Source organism: Micromonospora sp. WMMC264, from assembly GCF_027497275.1.
Lineage (GTDB): Bacteria > Actinomycetota > Actinomycetes > Mycobacteriales > Micromonosporaceae > Micromonospora > Micromonospora chalcea.
On the sequence record NZ_CP114907.1, the window covers coordinates 123949 to 137576 of the forward strand.

The window sequence follows — 13628 nt, forward strand, 5'->3', positions numbered from 1 at the left end:
CCCAGGTGAACGCGATGAGCACCACGGCCAGGGCCCAGGTGACGATCATCGTCCAGATCGGGCGGGTCTCGGTGGCCGGGCGGCGGGCTCGCCCGCGTCCACCTCCCGCAGGATCCGCGCGGCGCGGGGCAGGTCGCCGCAGGCGGTTGCGCGGGCCGCGTTCGCCAGGGCCAGCCGGATGGCGCCGCCGGGGGAGGGGCTGCGCTCGTGCGCCCGCTGGGCCGCCGCCACCAGCTCGGCGGCGTCGGGGTGCCCGAACCGGGCCGCCAGCGACGCCAGCATGGTGAGCGTCCAGCTCCGCCCCGCGACGTCCAGCTCCTGGTTCAGCGCCCGCCCGAGGTACGTCAGGGACAGCGAGGGACGCTGGGTCGCGTAGTAGGCGCCGAGCCGCCCGAGCAGCATCGCCCGCTGACGTGGCCCGTACCGGTCGGCGGCGACCTCCCGGTGCAGCATCCGCAGCGTCTCGTCCACCCGGCCCGCCAGGTAGAGGTTGTCGGCGACGTCGACCAGCCAGGCCAGGCGCGCCTCCGCCGCCCCGGGCGCGGGGGCGGCCAGCAGCAGATCAGCGGCCAGGCTGGGACCGACCGCCGGGTCGACCGCCAGCCGCGCGGCCAGCGCCGAGGCGGACCGGCTCACCGCCGGCAGGACCCGCAGCAGCTGCCGGGCCGCCTGGGCCGGGCGCCCGGCGTCGGCGAGCACCTCGGCCGCCGCCTCGCGCAGCGCCTGCCGCACCGAGGGCGGGATGTCCCGCAGTACGTCGTCGCGCAACGCGATGGAAGACAGCCGCAGCCCGGCGGCGGTGTCGACGAGGAACCCGCGCACGATCAGCTCCTCCACCGTCGCGTCGATCCGCTCGTCCGACGTGGTGCCGGTGTGCGCGGCCACCGCTTCGAGGAACCACAGCCCGCAAGGGGCGTCCGCGACGGCGACGGCGCGCATCACCGATCGGTGCGCGGTGGTCAGCGAGGAGGGTACGCCCGTGTGCATCTTGGGGCGGTTGGTCAACGGAGTCTCGGGCAACTGGCTCACCTTCGCAGGTGCTGGGGTTCGACCCGTTCACCGCGAGGTTAGCCAGCTCGTGACCTGCCCATCCCCGAATTCGGGGACAACTGCTCAGCACGCCGCGGATACGACGAAGGCCCCTGACCGGGCTGGTCAAGGGCCTTGCGGTGATCTGATCTGGTGCCCCCGGCAGGATTCGAACCTGCGCTCCCGCCTCCGGAGGGCGGTGCTCTATCCCCTGAGCTACGGGGGCTCAGCGACCCGAGAAGAGTAGCAAACCCCCTCCCGGATCACCGAATCGGTACCCCGCGAGTCGATCTTCGTCGGATCAGGCGGCGGCGACGGCGCGACCACAGCTCGGCAGCGGATGCAGCACGACGCGCCGGGGCAGCCGACGGGGCCATTCGTTGCGCGGCCACGAGCCGTCCACGATCAGGTGCACCGTGCGCTCCTCGGCGCCGCTGAGCCGCAGCACGAAGTCCCGGGGCAGCGGCGGATCCACCGACGGCGTGGTGACCATGAACCGCACCCGTCCCCGCGACGAGACCGCCGAGACCACGTCGGCGGCGGGCATGGTGCCGCGCAGGCGTACCCGGCCGATCCAGTAGACCTCGGCGGCGTGCTCCTGGGCCGCCCGCGTGATCGTCGGGTACTCGCTGCGTACCCACCGCTCGACCGCGCTGACGCACAGGCCGCAGGCCCGCTCGCGCGGCTCGCGCGGCCCCAGACCCCAGGCCCGCAGGTACGCCCCGACGGTGCCGGCGTCCATCGCCAGCCCGAACCGGCGCTCGATGAGGGCGGTCAGGCTCTGCCGTGTCCAGAGCTCCTCGTCGAGGCCGAACTCGTCGGGGTGGACCCCCCGGAGCACGTCGATGAGTTCGAGTTCCTGTTCGCGGCTGAGCGTTCCCGGCTCGCCCTGCCGCAGTCCGCGACGGACGGCTGCCACCGCTCCGTCACCGCCGATGGTGTGGCGTCGGCACCAGCTGGTCACCGACCGCCCTGCGTCTCTGAGTGCAACCCCCACGTCTTGGGCAACGAGCCCGAATCGCAACTGGTCACGATATGTGGGTAGAAAACTCTCCAACCCCCACAATGACCCGTTAACCCCAAACCGTTACAAACCCCCAAACCGGGACATCTCACCCCCGGCCCCAACCTTCGACGTGGCCTCTCCGTCCCACCTCGACCGGCCCGCCTGCCTCGAACACATCACCCCGGGCCACGAGCCCACCCTTGATCGACTCCATCTCGCCGAAGTGGCTGCATCCCACCCACCCTGATCTCGCCACCTCCCCGAGCTGGAGTGGATCAAGGGCAGGGATGCCGCCACTTCCCCGAGCTGGTGTCGATCAAGCTCCGAACCGGAAGCGGGGGTACGCGAGGCGGGCGGGGTGCCCGGTCGGGCCGGCCTTCGGCCACCAGCCGACCCTCGGCACGGCCACCCCGTCCCACCCCGTCCTACCTCGACCGGCCCGCCTGCCCGAGCACATCACCCTGCTCCTGATCCACTCCACCTCGCCGAAGTGGTTGCATCCCACCCACCTTGACCCCGCCACCTCCCCGAACTGGTGTCGATCAAGGGCGGGGATAACGCCACCTCCCCGAGCTGGAGTGGATCAAGCACCGACCGGAAGCACGGACGCGCGAGGGGCGGGCGAGGATGCCCTGTCGGGCCGACCCGGGCCGTCCTCGCCCATCCTCCCGCGATCTTGCACTTGCGGCCCTCGCGTAACGGGGCGAATCCGGCATGGCCGGGGCAGTAACTGCAAGATCGCCGGGGCGGGCGGGCGGGCGGGCGGGCGGGCGGGTGAGGGCGGGACGGGGGAGGCCCGGTGCCCCTGGGAAGGGGACCGGGCCTCGGGGAGCGTGCGGGGTGGCGGGTGGTGTTACGGGGTGCCGCCCAGGCGCTTCAGCGCCGCGCTCAGGTTGGTCAGGTCGTTCTGCTGCGTGTTCTTCATGACCTGCGCGACCGCCAGCACGTCGTCGTCACGCCCCTGCTCGAGGATGCCGTCGATCATGTGCACGCCGCCGATGTGGTGGCGGATCATCATCTGCAGGAAGAGCACGTCGAACTCGCGGCCGCTCGCGGCGCGCAGCTTCGCCATCTCCTCCGGCGTGGCCATGCCCGGCATCAGGCCGTCCTTGATCAGCCCGCCGCCGTCCTTCATCCACGCCATCGGCGCCTGCCCGCCGGTCGGGTCCAGCTTCCAGGACCGCAGCCAGGTCTGCATGGTGCCGATCTCGCCCTGCTGGCCGGTGGCGATGTCCACGCCGACCTGGCGTACCTCAGGGTCCTGCCCCTGGTTGAACGCGAGCAGCCCCATGGCCACGGCCTGGTTGTGGTGGGCGGTCATGTCCCGGGCGAACCCGGCCTCCGCCGAGTTCTCACCCGGCCGGGTGAGCGTGGGGGTGAGCAGACCGCCGGCGTACCCGAGGAGCAGCCCGACCACGAGGGCGGCGACCACCGCCGGCAGGCCGTAACGGCGCATCGCGCCCCGGCCGCCCTGGTCGGCGGCCGGAGCCTCGTCCAGCTCGCTGTCGGTGGTCACCGGAGCGGTCATCGCGGCGTCGTCCTTACTGGGTGGGCTGCTGGGGCATGGTGTTCTGCAGGTTGTCGCGCGGAGCGGTGCCGGTGGCCGTGACGCCCTGGTCGCAGAGCGCGTTCGGGCCCTCGATGGAGGCGTTCACGCGCAGCGTCTTGATGAAGTCGTCGATGCGGCCGTCGTCGGCGTTGTCGACCTTGAGCTGGTAGCCCCAGGCCTGCAGCGAGATCGGCTTGTCCAGCCCCTCGAACGGGCTGAGCATCAGCTTCTCCTTGCCCTGCACCTTGCTCTTGAGCTTCTCCACCTGGTCGGCGGGCAGGTCCGGGCGGTAGGTGATCCACACCGTGCCGTGCTCCAGGCTGTGCACCGCGTGCTCGTTGGCGATCGGGGCGTCGTAGACGTCACCCATGCAGTTCTGCCAGGCCTGGTTGTGCGGGCCGCCGACCGGCGGGAGGACGTCGTACTTGATCGCGCCGGGCTGGTGGTTGCCGCCCTTGACCAGGTCCTTGTCCTTCTCGCGGTAGTCGACGATGCCGTTGATCGCCTGGGCCCGCTTCTCCCACGGCTGGCCGCCCTGGTAGACCGCCCAGGCGCCGACGCCGATGATGCCCACGGCCAGCACGCCGACCGCGACGAACAGGGCGATCGGGCCCCACGAGCGACCCTGGCTCACCTTCACCGGGGCGATCGGCTTGCGGCCCTTGCCGCCGGCACCGGGCCGTGGCGTGCCCTTGCCGCCCCCGGCCTTGCCCGCGCCGGCCTTCGCGGCTGGCTTGTCGGCAGCCGCGGGCCGGCCGGCGGCCGGCTTCTTGCCGGTGCTGACCACGGTGGGACGGCGCTCCGGGCCGCCCGGGGTGCTGATGCTCATCGTGCCTCGTCAGGTCGGTCGGTCAGGGGGACCGCGGGGCCGGTTCACATGCTGGGTCGCCGCCGCGGTGCCCGAGTCTACCCCCGATAACATGGATCAGTGACTCCCGCAGAACTCGCCGAGGTCGTCCTCGCCGCAGCCCACGCCGTCTTCGACGAGCGCGGGCTGGACCGCGCCGCGCTGCCCGCGCAGACCACCGTCGAGCGACCCCGTAACCCGGATCACGGCGACTACGCCTCGACGCTGGCGCTCCAGCTCAGCAAGAAGGTGGGCGTACCCCCGCGGGAACTGGCGACCGCGCTGGCCGACGAGCTGGCCAAGGCGCCGGGGGTCAAGTCGGTGGAGATCGCCGGGCCGGGCTTCCTGAACGTCCGCCTCGACGCGGCCGCCGCCGGTCAGCTCGCCAAGCTCATCGTCGAGGCCGGCCCGGCGTACGGGAGCAGCGACACCCTCGCCGGGCAGCGGATCAACCTGGAGTTCGTCTCGGCGAACCCGACCGGCCCGGTGCACATCGGCGGGGTCCGCTGGGCGGCCGTCGGTGACGCGCTCAGCCGACTGCTGCGCGCCACCGGCGCCGACGTCGGCACGGAGTACTACTTCAACGACGCCGGCTCCCAGATCGACCGGTTCGCCCGCTCGCTGCTGGCCGCCGCGCAGGGCCAGCCCGCGCCGGAGGACGGCTACGGCGGCGCGTACATCGCGGAGATCGCCGCCGAGGTGGTCCGCCGCCGGCCGGACGTGCTCGACCTCACCCCGGACGCCGCCGAGGAGGTCTTCCGGACCGAGGGCGTCCAGCTCATGTTCGCCGAGATCAAGTCCTCGCTGCGCGACTTCGGTGTGGAGTTCGACACCTACTTCAACGAGAAGGACCTGCACGACCAGGGCGCGCTGGACGCGGCGCTGGCCCGGCTGCGGGAGCAGGGGCACGTCTTCGAGTCCGAGGGCGCGACCTGGCTGCGCACCACCGAGTTCGGTGACGACAAGGACCGGGTGCTGCGCAAGTCCAACGGCGAGTGGACGTACTTCGCCGCCGACTGCGCCTACTACCTGAACAAGCGGGAGCGCGGCTTCGACCGGGTCGTGATCATGCTGGGCGCCGACCACCACGGCTACATCGGCCGGATGAAGGCGATGTCGGCCTGCTTCGGCGACGACCCGGCGCGCAACCTGGAGATCCTCATCGGCCAGCTGGTCAACCTGGTCCGCGACGGCGCCCCGGTGCGGATGAGCAAGCGGGCCGGCACCGTGGTCACGCTGGAGGACCTGGTCGACGCGATCGGCGTGGACGCGGCCCGGTACGCGCTGGCCCGCTACTCGGCCGACTCGCCCATCGACATCGACGTGGAGCTGTGGACCCGGGCGAAGAACGACAACCCGGTCTACTACGTCCAGTACGTCGCGGCGCGTACCGCCGGGGTGGCCCGCAACGCGGCCGAGATCGGGCTGACCCGGGGTGACGCCGCCGCGTTCCAGCCCGAGCTGCTCGGCCACGACAAGGAGAACGAGCTGCTCAAGGCGCTCGCCGAGTTCCCGGCGGTGGTGGCCACCGCCGCCGAGCTGCGGGAGCCGCACCGGGTGGCGCGCTACCTGGAGGAGAGCGTCGCGCAGGCGTACCACCGGTTCTACGACAACTGCCGGATCGCCCCGCAGGGCGACGAGAAGATCACCGACACCCACCGGGCGCGGCTCTGGCTCAACGACGCGACCCGGGTGGTCATCGCCAACGGCCTGCGCCTGCTCGGGGTGTCCGCGCCGGAGCGGATGTAGTCATGCGGGCGCATGAGGCAGGAGCGCTGCACGGCGAGATCGGCAGCCGGGGGCCGGCCTGGCTGCGTACCCCGGTCGACGTCAACGCCCTGGTGCCGCAGCTGTGGCCGCGCAACGTGGTGCGCGGCCCGGCCGGCGCGCTGACCGTCGCGGGCCTGGACGTCCGCGACCTGGCCGCCGAGTACGGCACCCCGGCGTACGTGCTGGACGAGGACGACCTGCGCGAGCGCTGCCGCGAGTTCCGCGCGGCCTTCCCAGACGCGGACGTCTACTACGCCGGCAAGGCCTTCCTGTGCCGCGCGGTGGTCCGGATGATCGCCGAGGAGGGCCTGTTCCTCGACGTCTGCACCGGCGGTGAGCTGGCCACCGCGCTGTCGGCCGGGATGCCGGCGGAGCGGATCGGCTTCCACGGCAACAACAAGTCGGTCGCCGAGCTGACCCGGGCGGTCGACGCCGGGGTGGGGCGGATCATCGTCGACTCGTTCACCGAGATCGACCGGCTCTCCGAGCTGGCCCGTGAACGCGGGGTACGCCCGAAGGTGCTGGTCCGGGTCACCGTCGGCGTGGAGGCGCACACCCACGAGTTCATCGCCACCGCGCACGAGGACCAGAAGTTCGGCTTCTCGCTCGCCGGCGGCGCCGCCGCCGCGGCCGCGTTCAAGATCCTCGACGAGGACGTGCTGGAGCTGCGCGGCCTGCACTCGCACATCGGCTCGCAGATCTTCGACGCCAGCGGCTTCGAGGTGTCCGCCCGCCGGGTGCTCGCGCTCCAGTCGCAGATCCGCGACGCCCGCGGCGTGGAGCTGCCCGAGCTGGACCTGGGCGGCGGCTTCGGCATCGCGTACACCACCCAGGACGACCCGGCGTCGCCGCACGACCTGGCGAAGCGCCTGCGCAAGATCGTCGACGGGGAGTGCGCGGCGGAGAACCTCGCCGTGCCGCACCTGTCGGTCGAGCCGGGCCGCGCGATCGTCGGCCCGGCCGTGTTCACGCTCTACCAGGCCGGGACCGTGAAGGACGTGGACGGCCTGCGCACCTACGTGAGCGTGGACGGGGGGATGAGCGACAACATCCGTACCGCGCTCTACGACGCCTCGTACTCGGCCACGATGGCGAACCGCACGTCGACGGCGCAGCCGATGCTCGCCCGCGTGGTGGGAAAGCATTGTGAGTCCGGGGACATCGTGGTGAAGGATGAATTTCTGCCCGCCGACGTGCAGCCCGGAGATCTTGTTGCGGTGCCCGGCACCGGGGCGTACTGCCGGAGCATGGCCAGCAACTACAACCATGTCCCGCGGCCCCCGGTCGTCGCCGTCCGTGACGGTCGGGCGCGGCTGATCGTCCGCCGGGAGACCGAAGACGACCTGCTGGCATTGGATGTGGGATGACCTCACCGGTTCGCTTGGCGCTGCTCGGCTGTGGCACGGTCGGTAGCGACGTGGTCCGACTGCTGCACGAGCAGTCGGCCGACCTCGCCGCCCGGATCGGCGCCCCGCTGGAGATCGCCGGGATCGCCGTACGCCGGCTCGGCCGTGACCGCGGCGACCTGCCGGTCGACCCGGCGCTGTTCACCACCGACGCGCTCGGGCTGATCAAACGCGACGACGTGGACGTGGTGGTCGAGGTGGTCGGCGGCATCGAGCCGGCCCGCGGCTGGCTCGTCGAGGCGCTGCGCGCGGGCAAGAGCGTGGTCACCGCCAACAAGGCGCTGCTCGCCGAGGACGGCGCGACGCTGCACGGCGCCGCCGCCGAGGGCGGCGCCGACCTCTACTACGAGGCGAGCGTCGCCGGGGCGATCCCGCTGCTGCGCCCGCTGCGCGAGTCGCTGCACGGTGACCGGATCACCCGGGTCACCGGCATCGTGAACGGCACCACCAACTTCATCCTCTCCGCCATGGACGCCACCGGCGCCGGCTTCGCCGAGGCGCTGGAGGAGGCCACCGAGCTGGGGTACGCCGAGGCGGACCCGACGGCCGACGTGGAGGGCTTCGACGCCGCCGCCAAGGCCGCCATCCTCGCCTCGCTGGCGTTCCACACCCGGGTGACCGCCGCCGACGTGCACCGCGAGGGCATCACCGAGGTGACCGCCGCCGACGTGGCCAGCGCCAAGGCCATGGGCTGCACGATCAAGCTGCTCTGCATCGCCGCCCGGGGCGTCGACCCGGAGGGCCGGGAGACGGTGAACGTCCGGGTGCACCCGGCGATGATCCCGCTGACCCACCCGCTCGCCAGCGTCGGCGACGCGTTCAACGCGGTGTTCGTCGAGGCCGACGCGGCCGGGCAGCTCATGTTCTACGGCCGGGGCGCCGGTGGCGCGCCCACCGCCAGCGCGGTGCTCGGCGACGTGGTGGCGGTGGCCCGCAACCGTCTCGCCGGGGTACGCGCGGCCAGCGAGTCCGCGTACGCCGACCTGTCGGTGCGGCCGATGGGCGAGGCGCTCACCCGCTACCACATCAGCCTCGACGTGGCCGACCGCCCGGGTGTGCTGGCCGGGGTTGCGGGGGTCTTCGCCCGGCACGAGGTGTCCATCGCCACGGTGCGGCAGGGCCCGGCCGGCGGCGACGCGGAACTGGTTATCGTCACCCACGTCGCGCCCGACGCCGCGCTCGCGGCCACCGTCCGTGAGCTGCGCGGACTGGACATCGTCCGCTCGGTGACGAGCGTGCTGCGGGTGGAGGGCGGCGCGTAACCGGCGCGTCCCGCCTGATGGTTAAGGCAGGGTGTGCCGGTGGCCGGCCGGGCAGGCTGGTCCACGCTGTTGGCAGGCCCCGGAGCGGGGCGACAGAGGCGAGGAGCGCGACATGTGGCGGGGACTGATCGAGGCGTACCGGGACCGGCTGCCGGTCACCGACGCGACTCCCGTCGTCACCCTGCACGAGGGCAACACGCCGCTGCTGCCGGCGCCGGTGCTCTCCGCCCGGGTCGGCGCGGACGTCTGGCTCAAGGTCGAAGGGGCCAACCCGACCGGCTCGTTCAAGGACCGGGGCATGACGGTCGCCGTCTCCAAGGCCGTCGAGGCCGGTGACAAGGCGATCATCTGCGCGTCCACCGGCAACACCAGCGCTTCCGCCGCCGCGTACGCGGCCCGCGCCGGGATCACCTGCGCGGTGCTGGTGCCGCAGGGCAAGATCGCGCTGGGCAAGCTGGCCCAGGCGCTCGTGCACGGCGCGAAGCTGCTCCAGGTGCAGGGCAACTTCGACGACTGCCTCGGGCTGGCCGGCAAGCTCGCCCAGGACTACCCGGTCGCGCTGGTCAACTCCGTCAACATCGACCGGCTGCACGGCCAGAAGACCGCCGCCTTCGAGATCGTCGAGGCGCTCGGCGACGCGCCCGACATCCACTGCCTGCCGGTCGGCAACGCCGGCAACATCACCGCGTACTGGATGGGCTACTCCGAGGACCTGCGCGACGGCAACGCCACGAAGGCCCCCCGGATGTACGGCTTCCAGGCCGCCGGCGCGGCCCCCATCGTCACCGGCCAGGTGGTGCCGGAGCCGTCCACGATCGCCACCGCCATCCGGATCGGCAACCCGGCGAGCTGGACCAAGGCCCTCGACGCGCGGGACGCCTCCGGCGGCCTGATCTCCGCCGTCACCGACCGGGAGATCCTGTCGGCGTACCGGCTGCTGGCCCGCGAGGTGGGCGTCTTCGTGGAGCTGGGCAGCGCGGCCAGCGTCGCCGGTCTGCTCCAGCAGGCCGCCGCCGGCAAGGTGCCGGCCGGGTCGCGGGTGGTCTGCACGGTCACCGGGCACGGTCTGAAGGACCCGGAGTGGGCCATCTCGACCGCGCCCGCGCCGGTGACGATCGCCAACGACGCGCTGGCCGCCGCGCGCTCCCTCGACCTGGTCTGATCCCTCCGTCTCCCGCGGTGTTCCCGGACCGGCCGGCGCCCTCCGCGCTCGACCCATGCCAGTTCGGGGAGGTGGCGGTATCCCCGTCCTTGATCGACTCCAGCTCGGGGACGTGGCGGGATCAGGGTGGGCGGGTTGCAACCACTTCGGCGAAGTGGAGTCGATCAAGGCGGGTGCGGGCGACCCTCAAGCACGGCAATGTCATCGGCTGGGGCGGATGCCGGGAGTGTCGGGCCGTGCGGCAGACTCAGGGCCCCGCAAACCCCCTCTTCAGGAGTGAGTAACGCCGATGTCGCTGCTCGCCAGATTCAGTCTCGCCAACCGGGGCCTGATCGCCCTCGTCGCGTTGGTGACGACGGCGTTCGGGCTGTTCGCCGTGCCGTCGCTGAAGCAGCAGCTCCTGCCGTCGCTGGAGTTTCCCGCCGCGTTCATCGTGGCGACGTACCCGGGCGCCGCGCCGGAGATCGTCGAAGCCCAGGTCGCCGAGCCGATCGAGAACAGCCTCAAGGGCATCCCGGGCCTGGACACGGTCACCTCGACCTCGCGCGAGGGCTCGGCCACGGTCCAGGTGCAGTACGAGTTCGGCACCGACCTGGACGACGTGGTCAACAAGATGGAGACCGCGCTCAACCGGATCGGCGCCCAGTTGCCCGAGGGCGTCGACCCGCAGGTGATCGCCGGCAGCACCGACGACCTGCCCGCCGTGGTGGTCGCCGCGACCGGTGACGGCGACGAGCGGGCGCTGGCCGAGAAGCTGCGTACCGCCGTCGTGCCGGAGCTGGAGGCGCTGGACGGCGTCCGGTCGGTGGACGTCACCGGCGCCCGGGACCAGATCGTGACGATCACGCCGGACCCGGCGAAGCTCGCCGCCGCCCGGGTGGCGCCGACCGCCATCGCGTCGGCGCTCAAGAGCAACGGTGTGGCGGTGCCGGCGGGCGCGCTCGCCGACGGCGACCGGTCGCTGCCGGTGCAGGTGGGCACGCCGATCCGGACGCTCGACGACCTGCGCGGCATCGTGCTCACCACTGCGCCCGCCGCCCCGGTACGCCTCGCCGACGTCGCAGCGGTGGAGCAGCAGCTCGCCCCGGCGACCTCGTTGACCCGTACCAACGGCAAGCCCAGCCTGGGCATCGCGGTGACGGCCGCTCCGGACGGCAACGCGGTGGAGATCTCGCACGAGATCCGGGACCGGCTGGACGAGCTGGGTGACGCCGCGGGCGCCGAGCTGACAGTGGTCTTCGACCAGGCCCCGTTCGTCGAGAAGTCCATCGAGAGCCTGACCACCGAGGGCCTGCTGGGCCTGGTCATGGCGGTCGTGGTGATCCTGGTGTTCCTGCTGTCGGTGCGTTCCACGGTGGTCACCGCGGTGTCCATCCCGCTGTCGGTGCTGGTCGCGCTGATCGTGCTCTGGTCCGGCGACTACTCGCTCAACCTGCTCACCCTGGGCGCGCTGACCATCGCGGTGGGCCGGGTGGTGGACGACTCCATCGTGGTGCTGGAGAACATCAAACGGCACCTGGAGTACGGCGAGCCGAAGCGGGACGCGATTCTCACCGCGGTCCGCGAGGTGGCCGGCGCGGTGACCGCGTCCACGCTCACCACTGTCGCCGTGTTCGCGCCGATCGCCCTGGTGGGCGGCTTCGTCGGGCAGCTCTTCGCCCCGTTCGCGATCACCGTGACGGTGGCGCTGCTCGCCTCGCTGCTGGTGTCGCTCACTGTCATCCCGGTGCTGGCGTACTGGTTCCTGCGGCCGCGCGGCGGCGCCGACGACGCCGCGGCCCGGCGGGAGGCCGAGGAGAAGGAGCTGCGCAACCCGCTGCAGCGGGCGTACCTGCCGGTGATCGACTTCGCCACCCGCTCCCGGAAGACCCGGTGGGCGACCGTCGGCCTGGGCCTGCTGGTGCTCCTGGGCACGTTCGGGCTGGCACAGAAGCTGGAGACGAACTTCCTGGACGACTCGGGCCAGGACACGCTCGCCATCCGGCAGGAGATGCCGGCCGGCACCTCGCTCGCCGGCACCGACCGGGCCGCCGCGCGGATCGAGGAGGTGCTGCGGCGTACCCCCGGGGTGGAGACCTACCAGGTCAGCGCCGGTGGTGGCGACAACCCGTTCGCCGGCGGCGGCAGCGACCGGGCCACCTGGTCGCTGTCGCTCTCCGACGACACCGACGCCGCGACGGTACGCCAGGGCCTGCGCAAGGAGTTCGACGCGCTCGGCCCGGAGGTGGGCGAGCTGACGTTCGGCGGCGGGCAGAACGCCTCGGCCAACCAGGTCGAGGTGGTGGTGCAGGCCGCCGACCAGGAGACGCTGACCCGTGCGGCCGAGGCGGTACGTGCCGCGATGGCCGACACGCCGGGCGTGGAGGACGTCACCAGCAGCCTGGCCACGCGGGTGCCCCGCGTCGAGGTGACTGTGGACCGGGTCGCCGCGGCCCGCGCCGGGCTCACCGAGGCGGCCGTCGGGCAGCTCGTCGCGCAGGTGTACCGGGGTGCGCCGCTGGGCCAGGTCACGCTCGACGGCACGGCCCAGACCGTGGTCCTGAGCAGCGGTGCCCGGCCGCCGCTGACCGTGGCGGAGCTGCGGGCGCTGCCGGTCGGCGCGGTGCCACTGGATGCGATCGCGGACGTCAACCAGGTCGAGGGCCCGCAGCAGGTGACCCGGATCGACGGCGAGCGCAGCGTCTCGGTCACCGGCACCGCGACCGGCTCGAACCTCGGCGCCACCACGCAGGAGCTGCAGAAGCGGCTGGACGCGCTGGACGTGCCGGGCGCCACGTACGAGATCGGCGGCGTCAGCGCCGACCAGGCGGACGCGTTCGCGGACCTCGGGCTCGCGGTGCTGGCCGCCATCGCGATCGTCTTCCTGATCATGGTGGCCACGTTCCGCAGCCTCACCCAGGCGCTGATCCTGCTGATCTCGGTGCCGTTCGCGGCGACCGGGGCGATCGGGCTGCTGCTGGTCACCGGGACGCCGCTGGGCGTGCCGGCGCTGATCGGCGTGCTCATGCTCGTCGGCATCGTGGTGACGAACGCGATCGTGCTGCTGGATCTGATCAACCAGTACCGGGCGCAGGGCATGGACGTGACCGAGGCCGTGGTGGAGGGCGGCCGGCGCCGGCTGCGGCCGATCCTGATGACAGCCGTCGCGACGATCTTCGCGTTGCTGCCGATGGCGCTCGGCCTGACCGGTGAGGGCGGCTTCATCTCCAAGCCGCTGGCGATCGTGGTGATCGGCGGCCTGCTCAGCTCGACGTTGTTGACGCTGGTGCTGGTGCCGACGCTCTACACGATGGTGGAGCACACCAAGGGCTCGTTCCGGGCCCGGCGCCGGGGCGCGGCGGCGCCGGTCGAGCCGGAGCCGGCGGCCGATCCGGTGTCGGTGCCGGTCGGCGGCGGCGAGGAGCGCGTCGAGGAGCGGGCTCAGGTCGCGCCGCCACCGGCCCGCCCGTCGGGCGCGCTGATCGACGGTACGGACCAGTTCGAGGTGCTCCGCCTGCCCAAGAGCCGCCGTTCCCCGCTTCCCCCCACCGAGTGACGGGTCGGGAGGGGCCCGCCCGGCCCCTCCCGACACCTCGGCGCACGGGACACACCAGAAGC

General features: G+C 72.6%; 9 protein-coding genes and 1 tRNA gene. 5 read left to right on the forward strand and 5 right to left on the reverse strand.

All coding sequences use genetic code 11. The features are described from left to right. Positions 1–45: 45 nt before the first annotated feature. From O7542_RS00605 to O7542_RS00625, 5 genes are all read right to left on the reverse strand, one after another. Positions 46–1020 carry a hypothetical protein gene (locus O7542_RS00605; protein ID WP_281605566.1) on the reverse strand — a complete coding sequence of 325 codons (975 nt, stop codon included), beginning with the start codon at positions 1018–1020 and terminating at the stop codon, positions 46–48. Between the two features lie 160 nt (positions 1021–1180). After that, a tRNA-Arg gene (locus O7542_RS00610) sits at positions 1181–1255 on the reverse strand. 75 nt (positions 1256–1330) lie between these two features. Next, the gene (locus O7542_RS00615; protein ID WP_064447847.1) at positions 1331–2026 is read right to left on the reverse strand and encodes a winged helix-turn-helix domain-containing protein; all 696 of its coding nucleotides are present in this window, start codon (positions 2024–2026) and stop codon (positions 1331–1333) included. Positions 2027–2888: 862 nt separating this feature from the next. Continuing rightward, on the reverse strand, positions 2889–3563 hold the full coding sequence (locus tag O7542_RS00620) for a DUF305 domain-containing protein (protein WP_043328618.1): 675 nt from the start codon (positions 3561–3563) through the stop codon (positions 2889–2891). 13 nt (positions 3564–3576) lie between these two features. Further along, complete coding sequence (locus O7542_RS00625; protein WP_043328620.1) at positions 3577–4413, reverse strand: DUF3105 domain-containing protein; 837 nt, start codon at positions 4411–4413, stop codon at positions 3577–3579. A gap of 99 nt (positions 4414–4512) precedes the next feature. On the opposite strand from O7542_RS00625, the gene argS reads away from it, so the two are divergent. The 5 genes from argS to O7542_RS00650 all read left to right on the forward strand — a co-directional run bounded on the left by argS (position 4513) and on the right by O7542_RS00650 (position 13566). Then, positions 4513–6180, forward strand: a complete 1668-nt coding sequence (gene argS / locus O7542_RS00630; protein ID WP_043328621.1) for an arginine--tRNA ligase — start codon at positions 4513–4515, stop codon at positions 6178–6180. Between the two features lie 2 nt (positions 6181–6182). Continuing rightward, entirely contained in the window at positions 6183–7568 is a 1386-nt protein-coding gene (gene lysA, locus O7542_RS00635) for a diaminopimelate decarboxylase (protein WP_043328622.1), read from the forward strand. Then, on the forward strand, positions 7565–8869 hold the full coding sequence (locus O7542_RS00640) for a homoserine dehydrogenase (protein ID WP_281605567.1): 1305 nt from the start codon (positions 7565–7567) through the stop codon (positions 8867–8869). Before lysA ends, O7542_RS00640 begins: the two co-directional genes overlap by 4 nt. A 112-nt stretch (positions 8870–8981) precedes the next feature. After that, entirely contained in the window at positions 8982–10031 is a 1050-nt protein-coding gene (gene thrC, locus O7542_RS00645; RefSeq protein ID WP_043328624.1) for a threonine synthase, read from the forward strand. 289 nt (positions 10032–10320) lie between these two features. Next, entirely contained in the window at positions 10321–13566 is a 3246-nt protein-coding gene (locus O7542_RS00650) for an efflux RND transporter permease subunit (protein WP_281605568.1), read from the forward strand. The last annotated feature ends 62 nt before the right edge of the window (positions 13567–13628 follow it).